We start from the raw sequence: 19642 nt of genomic DNA on the forward strand, positions 1-19642 counted from the left end.
GTTATTTAAGGAGTGGTGGATGAGAAGGTCGATTTGTGTGACCGTCCTGTTGTTTTTTTCGATAAGTACTTGGGCCTTGGATTCACAGACTGTCACGATAAAAAAAGAGACACCTGAAATGGATCTGCAAATTAAATACCCTCAAGGCTTTACCGATAAACGAATCGACACTGCCGTTTTAAATTTAGTGACTCGATTGCAGAAAGAAGTTTCTCTAAAGAGCAGCAAAGGTGAATTATCGGTTGCTAAGTCAGGAAAAAGCAGTTTATACATTGATTATAAAACCGTATTTCAAAATGCACATGCCGTGAGTCTCTTTTTCTCCATCTCTGCTTACACTCAAGGTGCTGCGCATCCTGCAAACAGTGTACGGTCGTTAAATTTTTTAAATGGCCAAGAAATAACAATGGATCAATTATTTAAACCAAAAACTAATTACTTAGCTAAAGTCGCTGAGATAAGTCGTAGGGCGATGAAAAAGAAGAAAATCTCCGATGACGATTGGATTGCAAAAGGAACCGAACCAACAATAAAAAATTATCAAACCTGGTTATTCAATAAAGAAGGGATAACCATTGTATTTGATACTTATCAGGTGGCTGCTTACGTTTACGGTCCACAAAAAGTGAAGATTTCTAAGACAGAATTGAGCAATCTTTTACGCCCCGAAATAGCGAACTCTGTTTGGGGTAACCCATGAATACACCAAGTCCGTTTATTGCCGCGGATCAGAAAATTGCTGAGTTAACAGTACGTAGTGTCATTTTAGCCATTGTTCTTACGGTGTTATTGGCATTATCCAATGCGTATTTAGCACTTAAACTGGGTATTTTGACCTCAGCTTCAATTCCTGCAGCGATCATTTCTATGGGCATTTTGCGCTTGTTCAAAAATGCTACCATTCTTGAAAATAATGCGGTACAAACAGCAGCTTCTGCTGGGGAGGCAGTTGCTGGAGGGATTGTTTATACTATTCCAGCATTAATCATTATTCAGTATTGGCATGGTTTTGATTACCTCACTAATTTTTTCATCGCTGCATGTGGTGGTATTTTAGGTGTTTTATTTTCTATTCCGCTACGCCGAGTCTTGGTCAATGAGCCTATATTAAGATTTCCAGAGGGACGAGCAATCGCTGAAGTCCTAAAATCCTCCGCTGAGAAAGTGGGTATTCGTGATATTTTCTTAGGAGGGTTAGTTGGCGGGGTAATCGAATTATTTCAAGCAGGCTTTAAAATCATTGCGAGTAGTTGGTCTTTTTGGTTTACTGCGAAGCGTTCTTTATTTGGTTTTGGGGTTGGTTTTTCAGCCACGATGATCGGGGCGGGGTATTTAGTTGGCCATGAAATGGCGATCAGTATTTTCTTAGGTGCGATTATTTCTTGGCTTATCGCAATGCCGATTGTAAGCCAATTTTATCCACACTTTCTCTTACATTATCCATCGGATAAAGCCGCTACGCTTTTATGGAATAGCGAAATGCGCTATTTAGGTATTGGAGCGATGTTGTTTGCCGGCACTTGGACTTTTCTTCGATTAATTAAGCCATTAGCAAAGAGCATGAGTGTTTCCTTCAATGCTTTCATTGCCAAAAGTCAAACGGCAAAACAATTACCTCGAACGGATAGAGATATTCCTCTGCCTTTTATTTTAATTGGGGTGGTTATCATGGCCGCCATATTGTTCTTATTCTTCCAATTCATTTTCCCTTTGGCTGAAGTTGGCTTAGACGAAGGGTTTCAACCTACTCTCATTTTTGGGGCTGTTTTGTATGTGCTGGTGATTGGTTTCTTATTTTCAGTGATTACTGGCTATTTTTCTGGCATGGTTGGAGTGACCGCAAGCCCTGGGAGTTCAGTCGTTATTGCCGGCATGCTTTTTGCTGCGTGGGCGCTCTTGACCGTGATTAACCACGCCTTGCCTTTGCCGTTAACGGACGGGCAAATCAAAGCAGCTGAGGCCATTACTATCATCATTGGTTCTGTTGTGACAGGAATTGCTGCCATTGCTAACGATAATACGCAGGATTTAAAAGTGGGGCAATTAGTAGGAGCTACACCTTGGCGTCAGCAAGTGATGCTTTTGCTTGGCGTAGTGATTTCTTCTCTAGTGATTCCTCCAGTCATGCAGTTATTGTTCGACGTCTACGGAATAGCAGGGGTAATGCCCCATGAAGGAATGGATATCAGTCAATCTTTGCCTGCACCTACTGCTGCTTTAATGGCGGCCATTACGGAAGCGGTGTTTCGTAACACTTTACCCTGGACGATGATGTTTATTGGGGCTGCAATTATTTTGTTACTCTTAATCATTAACTACCTATTTAAAATAGGGCGCTTTTTTAGGCTGTCAGTTTTAGGGGTGGCTATTGGTATGTATTTGCCTATTGCGTCATCTGTTCCTTTATTTTTAGGAGGGATGATTGCTTTAGCTGTTCATCGACGAATCAATAAGCGTCCTATATCGAATGAGAAGAAACATGCAAACAAGCAAAAAGGCATCTTAGTGGCCTGTGGACTTGTTGCTGGCGCCGCATTAATTGATGTTTTACTTGCTATCCCTTTTTCTATTTTACATTCGCCAGATGCTTTAACCTTGGTGGGGCCGGGTTGGTATGGCTACAGTGTCTTTCTTGCCATGTTATCCACGTTGGCTTTGGCGATTTGGATTGGGCATCGTGTTTGTGGGAAGAGGGAATAGTCTTAGGTCACCTACCCCTTGTCGAGGAGGTTGGCCTATTACAAAAGAGTATTCTTACCGAATACTCTCATACCCCCCTTTAACACCTGATTTAGATAGCACAATCTGCCAGAGTTGCGCAGCCCTTGCCCTAAACATACCGGCGCACATTAATAGATAGTATTGCCACATGCGATAAAAACGAGTATCGAAACGAGATTTTAGTGCATCCCAGTTATTTGCAAAATTTTGATTCCAAGCTAATAGTGTATTGTCGTAATAAGCACCGAAATTATGCCAATCCTCAACTAGAAAAGCAGACTCCAAAGCCTGTGAAATCTGCACCATCGAAGGTAAATATCCATTAGGAAAAATGTATTTGTTAATCCAGCGATCCGTAGCGATTGCGGTCTCATTATTTCCTATGGTGTGCAGTAGAAATAATCCGTCGTCGCTTAGTTGCTCCCTCATCAATTGAAAAAAAGAAACATAATTTTTATAGCCAAAGTGTTCAAAAGCGCCAATACTCACGAGCTTGGTAAATTGCTTTTTTGTGGGGTTATAAATGGAATGACTGCGATAATCCGCGATCTGAAATTCTATCGGCAAATGACCAAAATGTTCTTTGGCATAAGAAATTTGATTCGATGAAATACTGATGGCCACTACGTTGCAGCCATAATGCTCAGCGGCATAAGCAGCAAATCCTCCCCAACCACAGCCAATATCTAAAAGTGTATCTTCTGAAGTTAAATATAATTTTTTACAGACTAGTTCGTATTTTGCCCATTGGGCTGAATCAAGATCATTCGCATTCTGCCAATAAGCGCAACTGTAAGCCATGCTTTTGCCTAACATGAGTTCAAATAAATGATTGTCTAAATTGTAGTGCTGCTGCGCAACTTGCTTTGACTTTTTAGGCGTCTGATAATTAATGAGTTTGGTTGAAAGATGATAAAGGAATTGAAAGAAATTGGGCTTTATTGCTCTATACACTTCACCGACGCAAAGTTGGTAAGAAAGGACATCAAGGCATTCACATTCCCACCATCCCTCCATATAAGTTTCGCCTAAACCTAATGCACCGTCAGTAATAATACGTTTTAAAGCGCTTTCATCGAGGAGTTTAATGTCGTGGGGCTTATCACCATTAATAGTGATGTTTGCTTTATCTAAGGCATTTTGGATGTATTTCGGCACAATCAAATCCATTTTATTGACTCCATAATCCATTATTTTGCAAGTGTAGCCTAGCTGTCGCACTGCGCCAACTAGGCTTGTTGCTAAAGCGTTTCAATAGTCTGTTTATGATGTAATAACTTATCTTTGGTAAGCTTTGCTTGCGCCAATTTTTCCTGTTCTTTGGCAATGATTTCCGCGGGTGCCTTATCCGTGAATTTAGGATTGTTAAGCTTGCCTTCGGCCAGCGCTATGTCTTTATCCAATTTTGCCAGCTCTTTAGTAAGCCTCGACAACTCGGCCTCTTTATCAATTAGGCCGGCCATGGGGATAAGTAACTCTAATTCACCGACAACAGCAGTGGCAGAGACTGGGATTGGCTCTTGTGCTTGCATGTAATGGATATGAGTGAGTTTGCTTAAAGCCATTAAAGTAGCATGATATTTTTCAATTCGTTCTTTTATTGCGGGTGTTACATTACGCAATGACAACGGAATTAATTTAGCTGGAGAAATAGTCATCTCACTGCGAATGGTGCGAATGGATTGGATGACTGTCTTTAGCCATGATAGCTCTTCCTCAATCTCTGGGTTAATAAATTCTTCGTTCACTTGAGGATAGGCGCTGAGCATGAGACTTTCTCCATTTTGACTGGTGAATTTACTCGTGCGCTGCCAGATTTCTTCGGTAATGAAGGGCATGATCGGATGCAGTAATTTGAGGATATGATCAAGGACATGGATTAAAGTTCGACGCGTTCCACGTTTCATTGCGCCTAACGCTTGCGGGTCATATAGCACAGGCTTAGAAAGTTCAAGATACCAATCGCAATACTCGTGCCAGACAAATTCATACAAGGTATTTGCTAACAAATCGAAACGATACGTTTCAAAGTAATGGTGGCATTGCGCAATAGTATGTTGTAAACGAGAGAGGATCCATTGATCGGCAGGGCTATATTGGAAAGCGCCATCTCCAAAATCAACTTGCTCTTCATCGGTGTTGAGTAAAACATAGCGAGAAGCATTCCATAATTTATTACAAAAATTCCGATACCCTTCCACACGGCCCGTGTCAAAGCGCACATTACGCCCGGTGGAAGCGAGCGAACAGAAAGTGAAACGCAGCGCATCCGTACCAAATGCAGGGATGCCTTCGGGGAATTCTTTGCGAGTTGCTTTGGCAATTCTGTCCCGTACTGAAGGAAGCATAAGGTTGGATGTGCGTTTTTCGACTAAGCTTTCAATGTCAATGCCGTCAATAATGTCAATTGGATCAAGGACATTCCCTTTCGACTTAGACATTTTTTGGCCTTCGCTATCACGGATAAGGCCGGTGATAATGATATCCCTAAAAGGAATTTTTCCAGTGAATTTCAAGCCCATCATGATCATGCGTGCAACCCAGAAGAAAATGATGTCAAATCCGGTGATCAATGCCGAAGTCGGGTAAAACGATTCTAATTCGGGAGTTCGTTCTGGCCAACCTAAGGTTGAAAAAGGCCAAAGAGCAGAGGAAAACCAAGTATCAAGAACGTCTTCATCTTGTTTTAGAGGAGTGGATTGATCAAGCTTGTATTTAAAGCGGACATCATTTTCACTGTAGCCAACATACACATGCCCTTGGCTATCATACCAAGCGGGAATGCGATGTCCCCACCATAATTGTCTGCTAATACACCAATCTTCAATATTCTCCATCCATTGAAAATAAGTCTTTGTCCAATTTTCGGGGATAAATCGTATTTCGCCTTTTTTGACGACTTCGATTGCTGGTTCTGCCAGGGGTTTTGTTTTGACGTACCATTGATCCGTTAATAGCGGCTCAATGACGACATTTGATTTCTCACCACGAGGAACCTTTAATTGATGAGGTTCTGTTTTGACGAGCAACCCTGCTTTATCCAAATCTTGAACAATTTGATCGCGTGCTATAAAACGATCCATGCCTTGATAAGCGACGGGCGCATTTTTATTGATAGTTGCCTTTTTAGTTAAGATATTAATGACTGGTAAATCGTGCCGTTTACCTATCTCATGATCATTAAAGTCATGAGCCGGCGTTATTTTTACGCATCCACTGCCAAATTCTTGGTCAACATACTCATCCGCAATGATGGGAATAACCCGATCGCATAAGGGAAGCTGCACTTGCTTGCCAATGAGATGTTGGTAGCGTGGGTCGTTAGGGTTAACGGCGACTGCGGTATCACCGAGCAGCGTTTCAGGTCGGGTCGTTGCAATGACTACTGATTCGTTAGAATCAACGAGAGGATAGCGGATGTGCCATAGAAAACCCTCTTCTTCTTCAGCGATCACTTCCAGATCGGAAACGGCAGTACCCAGTTTAGGATCCCAATTCACTAAACGAGTGCCGCGGTAAATCAATCCTTCATCATAGAGTTGCACAAAAACGCGTTGCACCGCAGCAGATAAGCCTTCATCCATAGTAAATCGCTCTCGAGACCAATCTACTGAAGAACCGATACGGCGCATCTGGCTGGTAATGGTATTTCCTGATTCTTCTTTCCATTGCCAAATCCGCTCCAAGAACTCTTCCCTGGTCATGTTTTTACGGCTCAGTCCCTCACTCTCTAACTTACGCTCTACTACGAGTTGTGTTGATATGCCAGCGTGATCAGTACCAGGTTGCCAGAGGGTTTTTAATCCTTGCATGCGTTGATAACGAATAAGTGCATCCATTAAAGTGTGTTGAAACCCGTGGCCCATGTGTAAACTGCCAGTCACATTCGGTGGAGGTAACATAATGCAATAGCTTTTGCCTTCACCGCGAGGAGCAAAATAGTGATGACTTTCCCATTTTTTATACCATGTTTGCTCAATGTCTTGCGGAGAATAAGTTGTATCCATGGGTTTAACCTGTACTGGTGAAAGTCGCGAATTTTAGCATAACCTGGTTCATGGATAAAACAGCATCAAACTTTTCTCTATGTTCCTGGCAAGCCGGATAAGAAGGGGCGTGAGCTATGACTAATTTTTAGTAATCGGTCGGCCTTTTTTATGTGAATTACTGTACTTCCAAGTCACGTTCTGTTTTAAGCTTTTTCATCAACGAGGCGAATTTATTTCTTCTACCTTTATTTTTCTCCGTTTTATTGTCATCGTCATCATGGCGATGATCCGCAGCTAAATAAGTATACATGGTAGGAACCACGAATAGAGTAAAACCAGTGCCCACTAATAGCCCAGCAGAGATGACCAGGCCAATATCGAAACGGCTTACCGCCCCCGCACCGTTGGCAATCAATAAAGGTAGAACCCCAAAAACCATCGCCGCTGTCGTCATCAAAATGGGACGTAAACGGATTGCAGCAGCTTCCTCCACCGCCGCTCTGCGGTCCAGTTTTTTCTCTCGTTGTAATTGATTCGCAAAATCAACAATCAAAATACCATGCTTACTAATTAAACCTATCAACGTAATTAACCCGACCTGCGTGTAAATATTGATTGAGGCTGCGCCTAAATTCAGTGGAATAAGGGCTCCGCATATCGACATGGGCACACTGATAAGGACAATGAGGGGATCGCGAAAGCTCTCATACTGTGCCGACAGGACAAGAAAAATGACGATGATGGCTAAAAAGAATGCAAAAATGAGGGCATTGCCTTCCTGAATGAATTGCCTTGATTGTCCGCCATAATCATAACTGAATCCTTTAGGCAGCAGTTCATCGGCTTGTTCTTTTAGATAAGCTAATCCTTGCCCTAAAGTGGTACCCGGCATGGTAACACCTTGTATAGTGGCTGAATTGAGTTGTTGAAAATGAGATACTGCATTAGGCTGAATTTTTTCTTTTGCAGTCACTACCGTGGAAATGGGAATCATGGTTCCTGAAACGGTGCGCACAAAGATCTGCCCTAATTGTTCAGGAGTCAAACGGTACTGCCTCTCCAATTGCGGAATCACCTGATAACTCCGGCCTTGCAAATTAAAATAATTAATGTAATTGCCGGATAACGCACTGGTTAAACTGCTTCCCAACGCTTGCATATCAATGCCCAAATCGGCTGCTTTAGAACGATTGATTTGAAACTCAATTTCAGGCTGGTTGAATTTAAGGCTATTATCCATGTAGATAAAGAGACCACTTTTTTGGGCTTTCTCAATCAATTGATTAGAAAGAGCAAACAGGGTTTGGAAGTCATTGGTGGTTTTAATCACAAATTGAATGGGCGTGCCACTACCGCCGCCTGGAAGCGGGGGTGGGATGACCGCAAACGATTTAAGTCCAGTCACTTCATCTAGTTTTTGTTGCAAAGGTTCTTTTAACGCAAATTGGCTGCGCTCACGTTTATTCCAAGGCTTTAACACCATGCCGGAAATGGGGGAACCCATGTTGACAGTAAAATAATGTTCTGCCTCAGGAAAGCTTTTGTAAATTGCATCAAAAGGTTTCGTATAAGTCTCAAGGTAATTGATAGTGGCATATTGAGGCGCTTGGCTTGCCACAAAGAAAAACCCTTGATCTTCTTCAGGGGCCGTTTCTTGCGGTGTATGGGTGTATAAATAAGGCAACATCAATAAAACCACTGCAGCAAAGACTAGCATAATAGCGCGTGTATTTAGTAGGCTATGCAATGCGCGCTGATAGCGTTCTTTCAACCGATTAAATTTTTGATCGAGAAAATGGACAAGGCGACCATTAGAAATATCCGCTGACAGCACTTTAGAACACATCATCGGTGTTAAGGTTAAAGCAATAATCCCCGATATAATGACCGCACAAGCTAAGGTAAAAGCAAACTCTTTGAATAAAGCGCCGGTCAATCCGCCCATGAATCCAATGGGCGCATAAACCGCGGCTAAAGTAATGGTCATCGCGATCACAGGAACGGCAATTTCGCGCGCGCCAATGAGGGCAGCCTGGAAAGGCGTATGGCCTTCTTCAATATGCCTGTGTACATTTTCCACCACAACGATGGCATCATCAACCACCAAACCAATGGCCAAAACAAAAGCGAGCAGGGTCAATAGATTGATGGAATACCCTAAAAAGAGCATTAAGGTACAGACCCCAATAAGAGATAGGGGAATGGTAACAACTGGAATAATGACCGAGCGTAGAGAGCCTAGAAATAAAAAGATAACTAAGATCACAATCGCTGCGGATTCCATGATAGTGTGCATTACTTCATCAATTGAGGCGCGAATAAAATCCGTGGCATCATAAACGATGGTACCAGTTAATGACGGTGGAAATTCGTGTTGAATGGAAGGCATCATCTTGCGCACATTCGTGATTACGGTTAGCGGATTAGCTGTCGGAGTGGGGGTGATGGCAATGAAAACGGCCTTTTTACCGTTAAAGCGTACCGTGGTGTTATAGTCTTGAGAACCTAACTCTACTCTACCTATGTCTCGCAGGCGAATAATGGAATTATTATTGGCGCGCACAATCAATTGGCTAAACTCTTCTGCGCTGTTTAAATCCGTTTTAGCGGTCATATTGAGCGAAACGTATTCCCCCTTGGTGCTTCCGGCAGCGGTGAGGAAATTATTGCGTGCCAACACGTTGGATACGTCAGAGGGGGCAATATTAAGCGCAGCCATCTTAACGGGATCAAGAAATATTCGCATCGAATAGGTAGCACCACCTAAAATTTCTGCTTTTGCCACACCGTCAACCGTTTCTATTTGCGGTTGCACGACGCGTGTTGCATAGTCTGTGATTTGTTGCGGTGTCATATCTTGGCTATCAAGACTAATGTACATAAGCGGGGTAGACGTATCTGAGCTTTTTATAATAACCGGTTGTTGAGATTCATGAGGCAATTTATTAAGGGTCTGTTGCACTTTAGACATCACATCGGTAAAAGCGACTTGAGGGTCAAAATTTAACTTAATCGTTAAAGTAATCGTGCTCAGGCCCTGCACACTTGAGGAGGTCATGTAATCGACTCCCTCAGCACTAGCCACAGCGGACTCTAAAGGAGTCGTAATAAATCCCGCAATTAATTTAGCATCAGCACCAGGATAACTTGTTGTTACTGTAATAACGGTGTTATCCATGCGCGGATATTGACGGATTTGCATGGATAAAATTGAATTTAAACCAAACAAAAAAATCAACAAACTGACCACTGTGGCGAGAACCGGCCGTTTGATAAATAAATCTGTAAATTTCATGAATTATCCTGGTAAAAACGTAATAACTATCTCTTTCTTTCTCTACGGGATGTAGGGATAAGGGGCTATTACGATAAAATGCCTCAGCTACTGACCCAAAGCATCAAGTTTACTGACTTCATTCAGTTTCACACTGTTATTGATGACTACGTGGGTTCCATTTTGCAGTTTTAGCTCGCCTGAGCTTACCACTTGCTGACCGTCTTCTACTCCTTTTTTGATAATGGTGTAGTTACCCTCTTGCTCTCCAGTGCTTACAAAAACGCGTTTTACGCGCAAAATATCCTTTCCATCCTTATCTTTCTGGGTTTTATCTTTCTCAATGACGAAAACAGAATTGCCATAGAGACTATAAGAGATTGCAGTAGAAGGTAAAACGACCACATCCGGAATAGGGGGTTGTTCTACTTCAATGGAAGCAAACATACCCGGTATAAAAGAAAATTGTGTGACGTGATTGGTTGCATTTAATTGGCTATTACAGCTGACAATTTTCTTTTCTCCGTCGGGTTGTTTTTTTACCGTGACTAAGTTGGAGTGGTCCAGCTTGCTCTGTACATCAGCGGGGCAATTGGGTAGGGTCGCTTGAACAAGAATATTGTGGGTGTTGGTATCCACTTTGGCATTAATTGCTGTAATTTTTCCTTCAAATAATAAATTGGGGAATCCCTCCACGCTAAATCGAATACCTTGATTAATATGTAAACGCTTTAATAAATGCTCTGGCAAATAGAATTCCAGGTATAGAGGATCCAGTGATTGTAAAGTCACAATAGTGGTTTGCCCTGGGGTAATGTATTGCCCTAAATTGACCTGACGAATGCCTAATTGTCCAGAAAAAGGAGCAACGATGTGCTTTTTCCTGATTTCCGCCTGGGTGCGTTCCACATTGGCTTGAGCTTGTTGCAGACTAGCAGTTGCTTCATCGACAACTGAACTCGAGGTAGCACCTCGTTTGAACAAGTCGGATTGACGCTTAAAATTCAACTGCCTTAAAGCCAGTTCTGCTTGGTTAAATTTCAGTGTGGCTTCGTCAACCTGATCGTCAATGTCAATGAGGGGGTTTTCCTTCTCAAGGTATTGTCCCGATTCAAAATGAATTTTGACGACTTTGCCTGAGGTTTCGGCATTAATATCGACACCATTCATGGCGACGAAATTACCGACTGCGGAAAGATGGGGTTGCCAGTTTTTTCTTACGGCGATAACTGACGAGACGCTAACAGGTGGTGGTTCGTAACTAGCAAAAAAGCGCTTTATCATAAAGCCCTTAAACAGGTTAAACCCTATAATTCCCCCAAAGACCACACCTAAGGCGCTTATCATGATGATCATGCGTTTTTTCATTTGCTTCCTCAGAAAGGGTATGTTACCCAAAATGCTTGAGTACAAGCCTTGCACTCGTTGAACGTAGATGGATCCTTGAGCCAACAATGTAAACTACACGTTTTTGTTGGGCCAAGACCCAACTTACAGGAAATGAGAGTACAGGCCTTAAAGACGCGTAAATATAGCATAAGTTGTATATCCAAGCTATCGGCATCCTTGCATGATTACTCAATGGTAAAGTTTATTTAAAAGAGGCATAAAATAGGGCTGTGATAAGTCGGGAGGTCCTTCGCTGCGCTCAGGATGACAGTGAGTGGTATTGTCGTCCCGGACATAGAGAGGGATCTCCTTGGTGAAGTGACTGCCAAGAGGGTTTTTACAGGTTTATTGTCTTTCTGTTAAACAGGAAGTTATTCATTCTCATAAGGTTAATTGTTTTGTGATAATGCTTACAAAAAAAACCTGTTGACTAAATTAAGGTCTTTGTTAACATCTGGTTTCCACTACGAATAGGGGAATAACAATAATGAAGTTTAAGACGTTGCTTTTAGCGGGTTGCTTAAGTGCATTTGCTTCAGCTTATGCTGACCACGATCACCGTTACCCACAAACAAATCAAGAGGCAGCAAAATCAGCTGCAAAAAAAGGGGCAGGCTATCCGGATCCATACTACTGTACCATTGAAATTTTTAATAATAGCTACGATGGGGTATGGGTTTACGGCACATTTGATAATGGCAACCCTATGGAGTCATTCTATATTCCGCCTCGCGACACCCCTCATTATATCCATTTGGATTATTATGATAGCCGTTATGGTTATGTTTTTTGCCATCCAGGCATGTACCTTACTATTGAGGATTATAGAGGGCGTACCTTGTATTCGAAATGGACTACCACGGGTACTCCGCTTGAAGTCAGACCTAACTTCAATAGTCAGCTCCAAGTTGAAACTAAAAAGAAGTAATCGGCAGAACCAGTTAAAAAGGCACGTATTAACGTGCCTTTCTTTTATGTCCAAGCGAGGTTTTTATGAAACGTATAGTGCTATTGTCTTGTGTGCTTTTCCCATTGGGCTCTTGGGCTGCACAAGTTGTGGTTGATTCATCTTCACCCTCGACTTCTCATTCTCATCGAAGAAGTACCCCAGCTCAAAGCCATCACCATGGGCGACAAGCAGTAACGGTACCAGCAATGCCTAATCATCATGGTCATCGCAACGCTGCTCCAAACACGACTCGTACGCCTGCTTACGCTAAGAAAAATAATACCCATGGCCAAAATAATCGTGCAGATCTTCATGCTCATGGTCATGACTAGTTCATGACACTGTGGTAATCTTGTAAGTTTCGTTACACCAAGAAAATTAGCGAGCTCTTGCCTGAATGAATATCAGGCAAGGTAAGCGCTTATCCTTCCTGTCTTCGAGCGCGAAAGAGGATAATCGTTTACCCGGAAAGTTCTGCTGATGCAACTTAAGCGTTCTATAATTGTATAAATTATTTAAGGGTTGAGGACTGATTGCTATGTATAATCGAAATTACACGATTGCAGGTTTTGATGAGGAACTGTCTCAGGCCATCGAATCAGAGCGTGTGCGTCAAGAGGATCACATTGAGTTAATTGCCTCAGAAAATTATGCGAGTCCACGCGTTTTAGAGGCGCAAGGTTCTGTCCTTACCAATAAATATGCAGAAGGTTATCCGGGTAAGCGGTATTACGGCGGTTGTGAATACGTGGATATAGCCGAATCCCTTGCTATAGCACGCGCAAAAAAATTATTTGCGGCTGATTATGTCAATGTGCAACCTCATTCAGGTTCACAAGCTAACGCGGCTGTCATGATGGCGCTTCTTTCCCCTGGTGATGTGGTTTTAGGCATGGCCTTACCTCACGGGGGGCATTTAACGCACGGTTCAAAAGTTAACTTTTCCGGAAAGTTGTACCAGTCAGTGGAATACGGTTTGGATGTGCAAACGGGCCTTATTGATTACGACGAACTCGAAAGCCTGGCAGAGACCCATAAGCCAAAACTAATCATTGCTGGATTTTCCGCTTATTCTCAAGTGCTTGATTGGCCAAAATTCCGAGCGATTGCTGATAAAGTCGGTGCCTATTTAATGGCTGATATTGCGCATGTAGCAGGTTTAGTTGCTGTTGGCTTATATCCCTCTCCGTTGCCCTATGCTGATGTGGTCACCACAACCACCCATAAAACCTTACGCGGTCCAAGGGGTGGTATGATTATGGCGCGCGCGAACGAAGAAATTGAAAAGAAGCTCAATTCGGCCGTGTTTCCCGGCATGCAGGGCGGTCCTCTGATGCATGTGATTGCGGCCAAAGCAGTTGCTTTTGCAGAAGCATTACAACCTGACTTTAAGCGCTATCAGCAGCAGGTGCTGTTAAATGCGAAAATTATGGCTGAGGTTCTAAAAAGCCGCGGTTATCCCATCGTGTCGGGTGGTACAGAAAACCATCTTCTTTTGGTTAATTTGATTGAGAAAAACATTACCGGTAAAGATGCCGATGCTGCTTTAGGGCGAGCGAACATTACTGTGAATAAAAATTCAGTGCCTAATGATCCGCGTTCTCCTTTTGTAACAAGTGGGTTGCGCTTAGGAACCCCCGCAATTACGACGCGCGGATTTAAGGAAAAAGAAGTGAGTCAATTGACTGGATGGATAGCAGATGTGCTCGATGATATCAACAATGAGGCCACTATTGCTCGTGTTAAGTCACAGGTGTTGCAATTGTGTCGTGAATTTCCAGTATATCGATAATTATGCATTGTCCATTTTGTCACGCCGAAGATACCAAGGTCGTTGATTCGCGTTTAGTTGCGGAAGGGGCGCAAGTACGGCGAAGACGCCAATGTCTTCTTTGCCATGAGCGCTTCACTACTTTTGAATCGGCAGAATTGATCATGCCTTCCATTATTAAGCGTGATGGCCGGCGTGAACCTTTTAATGTGAGTAATTTGCGTGCAGGCATGTTACGTGCCCTTGAAAAAAGGCCAGTAAGTGTGGATGCACTTGAAGAGGCTATCGTCGCCATTATGCAAGAAATTCGACGCAGCGGTGAACGAGAAGTCGATTCACAGTTAGTTGGTGAATTGGTCATGAAGCAGTTATTTCGGCTTGATCACGTGGCTTATGTCCGATTTGCCTCAGTGTATAAACGCTTTAAAGATGTCAGTGATTTCAGACAGACTATCGATCAAATGAAAGATGATCGAACTTCTAAGTAAAATGCACCCTGAGCATAGCCATAATCCGGGCTACCTTGGCGGCTTAGGCCAAGGCCCAACCTACTCAGGAAGTCTCTCACTGCGTTCTGAGCAATAAACTAAATGAGGTAATTTGTGGAAAAACAATCAATTAAGGGCAAAAGGCGTGCTCGAAAGCTGGCCTTACAGGCCCTTTACCAATGGCTGATGTCAGGTCATGAATTGTATGAAATTGAGGCTCAATTTCGTGTTGCCAATGATATGACCAAGGTTGATGCAGACTATTTCTGTCATTTACTTCATGGTGTGCCTCAACAGGTGAAGAGTTTAGAAGACAATTTAGTTCCGTTTCTCGATAGACCTATTCAAAATTTAAATCCAATTGAGTTAACCGTATTGCGTTTAAGTGCTTTTGAGTTATGTTATTGTCCAGAAATCCCTTATCGGGTTGTGCTTGATGAGGCCATTTCATTAACGAAAGAATTCGGATCTCAAGACGGCCATCGGTATGTCAACGGTGTGCTGAATAATCTGGCTAGAAAGGTCAGAGCTGTTGAAATCAGTCTAAATGATGAATGAATTCTCATTAATCGATGTTTATTTCAAAGCGCCAGCATCTAGCCGCGACGATGTGATTTTTGGAATAGGAGACGACGCTGCTTGTTTAATTGTACCAGCAGGGCAGCAATTGTTAGTCTCCACTGATACATTACTTGCCGAAGTGCATTTCTTATCGAGCTGGGATGCTTACGATATTGCTTGCAAAGCCGTCATGGTGAACATTAGCGATATTGCAGCCATGGCAGCAAAACCCTGTTGGCTTAGTTTAGCCCTGACTATCCCTGAATTGAATCAAACATGGCTTAATCGTTTTGCTCAAGGCCTGCATGATTCATTGCGCCGATTTAATATTGCTTTAATAGGCGGTGATACTACGCGCGGGCCTTTAAGTATAACAATAACTCTTCATGGGTTAATTCCCTCAGGAAAAGCCGTACGACGCAATGGGGCGAAGCCAGGAGATAAAATTTACGTGAGTGGCGAGCTAGGGGCTGCGGCATTAGCGGTTCAATTTTTAAAGAATAATGACATTGATGAACAAGATAGAAGAGTATTGATGCAAAAATTGCAACACCCGAATCCTCGTGTTGATTTAGCTGAAATTTTGCAAACTTATGCTTCCGCTGCGATTGATATTTCCGATGGATTAAGTGCTGATTTAAATCACATCTGTGTGGCAAGCAAAGTAGGCGCTTGCCTTCACTTTACCGCAATTCCTGTGCATCCCTTGGTAAAAAAGTATCAGCAAGAAAAAGCAGTGAATTTTGCGCTCATTGGCGGTGATGATTATGAGTTATGTTTTACGGTGCCTGCGGTAAACGAGACAAGGTTTTTAACTGCCTTGAACAAAGCGGGTTTGAGCGCTTATCCCATTGGGGTTATTGAAGAAAATCGAGGTTTGCGTGTAGAAATGGCCAAAGGTGAGATAAAAAATTTTGCCCCGCAGGGATATAGCCATTTTTAACCGAAGATTTATTTGATATTTGGCAAACTGATGATTTAGCAACCAGGAGTTTAAATGTATCCTCTCAATTTATCGAAAAAAGTCTGGCAGGATCCAATTTATTTCATCGGTTTTGGATTTGGAAGCGGTTTAATGCCGATAGCTCCTGGGACATGGGGAAGTTTGGCCGCAGTGCCTTTGTACTTATTACTGGCTGGACATTCTCTGTGGTTTTACTTGTTGTTTACCCTTGCTGCCTTTATTCTTGGGGTATGGGTATGTGATAAAATATCGCGAGATTTGGGTGAGCATGATTATTCAGGTATCGTTTGGGATGAGGTGGTGGGTTATTTACTGACCATGACCATGGTGCCGGTTGGACTCATCTGGATGATTCTTGGATTTCTCTTGTTCCGCCTCTTTGATGTTTGGAAACCACAGCCAATAGGATTTGTTGATGAACGCGTAAAGGGTGGACTCGGGATCATGTTAGATGATTTATTAGCTGCGGTACCTGCCTGGTTAATCATGCAATTACTTGTGTGGGGTTTTGCAAAATGAATGAAAGCCACAAAGAGTTACTCAGTATAAGCCTGACCATTAGTATAGTGGCTTTCGCCATATTTATTGTTCATCGATTCATCCCATCCATGATCTGGGCTGCTATTATCGTGATAGCCACTTATCCACTCTATAAATATTGGCGGCGATTATTCGGCGGCCATGACAATTTAGCGGCTTTATTATTCACCACGGTTGTGGGCCTCATCCTTCTATTGCCTTTGAGTTGGTTAATTTCGATTCTGGTCAAGGAAATCCAATTATTTATTAATTACTTACAGGTCATCAATAAAGTGGGTGGTCCCGCTCCTGCTTTTATTGTTAAATTTCCGGTGGTGGGGAATGATTTGGTGAATTATTGGAATGCGCATTTTAGTCATCCCGGAAACCTTCGTGAGTTGCTCACCAATCTGCATATTTCGCTAACACCCGCAAGTTACTATATTAAGCAAGTAGGGGTTAATCTTGCACATCGTGGGTTCCAACTGGGCTTTACTTTGCTCACTTTATTTTTCTTTTATCGCGATGGAGATGAATTATTTAAGCAAATCAATCACATTGGTGAATATTGTTTGGGCGATCGTTGGTTTCGTTATGCCGATCGACTCCCTTCAGCCTTACGAGCTACGGTAAATGGAACGATCGTGGTTGGTATCGGTGTAGGTATTCTCATGGGATTTTGTTATTTTGTAGTCGGTTTTCCAGCACCCACCTTGATTGGATTTATAACCGCATTCGCAGCAATGATTCCTTTTGTTGTCCCAGTGGTATTTGCGGCAGTTGCCTTAATCTTGCTTGCTAGTGGAAGCATGGTAGGGGCACTGATAGTGATCATTTGGGGGACGTTTATCATGTTTGTGGCCGATCATTTTATTAAGCCAGTATTGATAGGCGGAGCAATTAAGCTGCCTTTTCTTGCAGTGCTCTTTGGTATCTTAGGCGGTGTGGAGACCCTTGGCTTGCTCGGATTGTTTGTTGGCCCTATTATAATGGTGCTGTTTATTACGCTTTGGCAGGAGTCGCAAGGGAGCGGTAGGGCGCATAGACTAGCTAAAAAATGATCAATATATTGAAAATATATTCATTTTATGGCATCATAATAGAAATGATTAAGCCCTTGCAATTGCCCTATTAGACCCAATTTATCGGATGTACCATTTTTAAATGACCCGTAGTCATGAAGTAGAGGGGGTGTGTATGAATAAGAATTGGCCAACAAAGGATAAGGACATGAGTACTGCTCAGCGTATTATGGAGGAATATGCCAATGAGCAAGAGACTGATTCTTTGGGATTATTTGAAGTCGTGGTCAATCAGGAAGAAAAACGAATGGATTTTCGGTTGTCCTCTTGGGTTTTAATGCTAGCTGAACATTTTAAATCCTTATACGGAGAAAGCAGAGGCGATTTCATTACTCGTCAAGTCATTAGCACTTGCATCATTAAAGGTGAAACCGTTCACTAAGCAATGAATTTTACTCAGGCCTGAGAGGATCGGCATTTATTTGATCCTCTAGTTCAACTATCTTGTAATCAATTCTGAAATTATATTCATAGGGATAGCAAAATAAGGCTAATGCTTCTAATATAGAAAGAGTAGCTCACTCCCTTCCCCAGCTTGTCCGCAGATCGGGATACGATGGGAAAATTCCTGGATCTCGCGGGACTCAGGAGTCAGAAGAGGTCATTAGCTATTACCAGACTACTGAGATTGATAAATCACCTAAGGACAGGGAATGTTGGAATGGGCTTTTGTTGTGTTGATTATTGCCGCTATTGCCGCAGCGTATGGCTATACGAAATCTGCTTCTACTTCTTCTTATATTGCCAAATTGTTATTTTTTGCCTTTCTCTTCGTTTTCTTGCTCTTGGTGATTTTTAGCTTGTTCAACACTGCTCCTCCGCCCTCTTCGGAGAATTCGAAATTGCCGCTATAAGTAAATTGATCACTTCTCTTAAAACTGCTTTAAGTACCGATCATAATTTTGTTTGAACTCATTGCTATTTTGGTATTGAATGAGGGCTTTATTAATCTGTTCTAGTAATCCTGCTTGTTCTCTATTGACAGCGATACCAATCCCAAAACCGTAGATAAAGGGTTGTCCTAAAGCGACGAGCCCTCCTGATGATTCGATTTCCCAATATTTAGCGGTTGGATCGTCCATTAAGGCAATGTCGACATCGCCATTATTCACCGCGTCCACGACATCCACGATGTGGTTATAACTGACAATGTTAGGATTGCGCACACCCATGTCATTAATTTGATCCGTAAAAATACTGCCTTTTTCCACACCAATGGTTTTGTCATTTAACATTTGCAAGCTAAAAGGTTGTCCGGCTAAGTTTTTTGGCCCTAGGAAGCGAGAATGACTCATTAAATAAGGTAATGAAAAATTAACATGCGTGGAGCGTTCAGGAGTAATAATGATAGAACCCACAGCCACATCAAATTTTTTTGCTTCAACCGAAGGAATTAAATTTTGAAAGCGCATAGCAGTAAATTGGCAAGGTCGCTTTAAAATTTTACAAATACTGTTCATCATGCTGATGTCAAAACCATAAAGTTGTTTATTGCCTGTTTGCATAACGAAAGGAGGGGAGAACCCATTAACGGCAATTTTGAGTGGTAGTTCATTTTGAGCATGAGCGAAAGTGGTGAACAAAAATCCACAAATGAAGCAGGCTATTCTCATTAATCTCATCAAAAGTCGAATCCTAAATTGGATGATATTCTATGAGTATACCTCATATCGGTGAGAGATCATCAAGCGAGACAAATGTAGAGGAGGCTTTGGTCCAACATTGATCCTGGTTAAATCTCCCTCACTTATTGTTGACCAATGCTCAACTTATGAAGAAGAATAATTCAATAAAATCCGTTTGTTTTTAAAGCAATACCCTCTCCTTTAGCCAATCAGCGATTTTTCCAAATTTTTACGAATAACGGGGAAACATAATTTCTCCATAATTGCTATAATTTACACAAATATTTCAATTAATTACCACTTTGTTTTT

General features: G+C 42.3%; 17 protein-coding genes. 12 read left to right on the forward strand and 5 right to left on the reverse strand.

What is annotated here, in order from left to right:
• Window positions 1–19 precede the first annotated feature (19 nt).
• On the forward strand, window positions 20–700 hold the full coding sequence (locus tag B5D33_RS08335) for a DUF3298 and DUF4163 domain-containing protein (RefSeq protein ID WP_058451246.1): 681 nt from the start codon (window positions 20–22) through the stop codon (window positions 698–700).
• Entirely contained in the window at window positions 697–2700 is a 2004-nt protein-coding gene (locus tag B5D33_RS08340) for an OPT family oligopeptide transporter (RefSeq protein ID WP_058451247.1), read from the forward strand. Before B5D33_RS08335 ends, B5D33_RS08340 begins: the two co-directional genes overlap by 4 nt.
• Window positions 2701–2754: 54 nt before the next feature.
• Here B5D33_RS08340 and cfa read toward each other — a convergent pair whose 3' ends face one another.
• The 4 genes from cfa to B5D33_RS08360 form a co-directional block, all read right to left on the reverse strand.
• Window positions 2755–3891 (reverse strand): cyclopropane fatty acyl phospholipid synthase, encoded by a 1137-nt coding sequence (gene cfa / locus B5D33_RS08345; protein ID WP_058451248.1) that lies wholly within the window; start codon window positions 3889–3891, stop codon window positions 2755–2757.
• Between the two features lie 71 nt (window positions 3892–3962).
• Entirely contained in the window at window positions 3963–6728 is a 2766-nt protein-coding gene (locus tag B5D33_RS08350; protein WP_058451249.1) for a valine--tRNA ligase, read from the reverse strand.
• A gap of 157 nt (window positions 6729–6885) precedes the next feature.
• A complete protein-coding gene (locus B5D33_RS08355; RefSeq protein ID WP_078767388.1) occupies window positions 6886–10005 on the reverse strand; it encodes an efflux RND transporter permease subunit in 3120 nt (1039 codons plus the stop codon).
• 87 nt (window positions 10006–10092) lie between these two features.
• Entirely contained in the window at window positions 10093–11352 is a 1260-nt protein-coding gene (locus B5D33_RS08360) for an efflux RND transporter periplasmic adaptor subunit (RefSeq protein ID WP_058451250.1), read from the reverse strand.
• Window positions 11353–11860: 508 nt separating this feature from the next.
• Between B5D33_RS08360 and B5D33_RS08365 the strand changes: the two genes are divergently transcribed.
• From B5D33_RS08365 to B5D33_RS08410, 10 genes are all read left to right on the forward strand, one after another.
• Entirely contained in the window at window positions 11861–12301 is a 441-nt protein-coding gene (locus tag B5D33_RS08365) for a hypothetical protein (protein ID WP_058451251.1), read from the forward strand.
• Between the two features lie 65 nt (window positions 12302–12366).
• The gene (locus tag B5D33_RS08370; protein WP_058451252.1) at window positions 12367–12654 is read left to right on the forward strand and encodes a hypothetical protein; all 288 of its coding nucleotides are present in this window, start codon (window positions 12367–12369) and stop codon (window positions 12652–12654) included.
• A 206-nt stretch (window positions 12655–12860) separates the two neighbouring features.
• Window positions 12861–14114 carry a serine hydroxymethyltransferase gene (glyA, locus tag B5D33_RS08375; RefSeq protein WP_058451253.1) on the forward strand — a complete coding sequence of 418 codons (1254 nt, stop codon included), beginning with the start codon at window positions 12861–12863 and terminating at the stop codon, window positions 14112–14114.
• A 2-nt stretch (window positions 14115–14116) separates the two neighbouring features.
• Window positions 14117–14581, forward strand: a complete 465-nt coding sequence (nrdR, locus tag B5D33_RS08380; RefSeq protein ID WP_058451254.1) for a transcriptional regulator NrdR — start codon at window positions 14117–14119, stop codon at window positions 14579–14581.
• Window positions 14582–14695: 114 nt separating this feature from the next.
• Complete coding sequence (nusB, locus tag B5D33_RS08385) at window positions 14696–15139, forward strand: transcription antitermination factor NusB (RefSeq protein WP_058451255.1); 444 nt, start codon at window positions 14696–14698, stop codon at window positions 15137–15139.
• On the forward strand, window positions 15132–16085 hold the full coding sequence (thiL, locus tag B5D33_RS08390; protein WP_058451269.1) for a thiamine-phosphate kinase: 954 nt from the start codon (window positions 15132–15134) through the stop codon (window positions 16083–16085). Before nusB ends, thiL begins: the two co-directional genes overlap by 8 nt.
• Before the next feature lie 54 nt (window positions 16086–16139).
• Window positions 16140–16625, forward strand: coding sequence for a phosphatidylglycerophosphatase A family protein (locus B5D33_RS08395; protein ID WP_058451256.1), 486 nt, complete (start codon window positions 16140–16142; stop codon window positions 16623–16625).
• Window positions 16622–17686: an AI-2E family transporter gene (locus tag B5D33_RS08400; RefSeq protein ID WP_058451257.1), complete on the forward strand. Its 1065-nt coding sequence runs from the start codon at window positions 16622–16624 to the stop codon at window positions 17684–17686. The genes B5D33_RS08395 and B5D33_RS08400 overlap by 4 nt, the downstream gene beginning before the upstream one ends.
• Window positions 17687–17822: 136 nt before the next feature.
• On the forward strand, window positions 17823–18089 hold the full coding sequence (locus tag B5D33_RS08405; RefSeq protein ID WP_058451258.1) for a hypothetical protein: 267 nt from the start codon (window positions 17823–17825) through the stop codon (window positions 18087–18089).
• Between the two features lie 271 nt (window positions 18090–18360).
• The gene (locus B5D33_RS08410; RefSeq protein ID WP_058451259.1) at window positions 18361–18561 is read left to right on the forward strand and encodes a DUF1328 family protein; all 201 of its coding nucleotides are present in this window, start codon (window positions 18361–18363) and stop codon (window positions 18559–18561) included.
• A gap of 18 nt (window positions 18562–18579) precedes the next feature.
• Here B5D33_RS08410 and B5D33_RS08415 read toward each other — a convergent pair whose 3' ends face one another.
• Window positions 18580–19320, reverse strand: a complete 741-nt coding sequence (locus tag B5D33_RS08415; protein WP_078767393.1) for a transporter substrate-binding domain-containing protein — start codon at window positions 19318–19320, stop codon at window positions 18580–18582.
• Window positions 19321–19642: the final 322 nt, after the last annotated feature.

The organism is Legionella maceachernii, assembly GCF_900167045.1.
GTDB lineage: Bacteria > Pseudomonadota > Gammaproteobacteria > Legionellales > Legionellaceae > Tatlockia > Tatlockia maceachernii.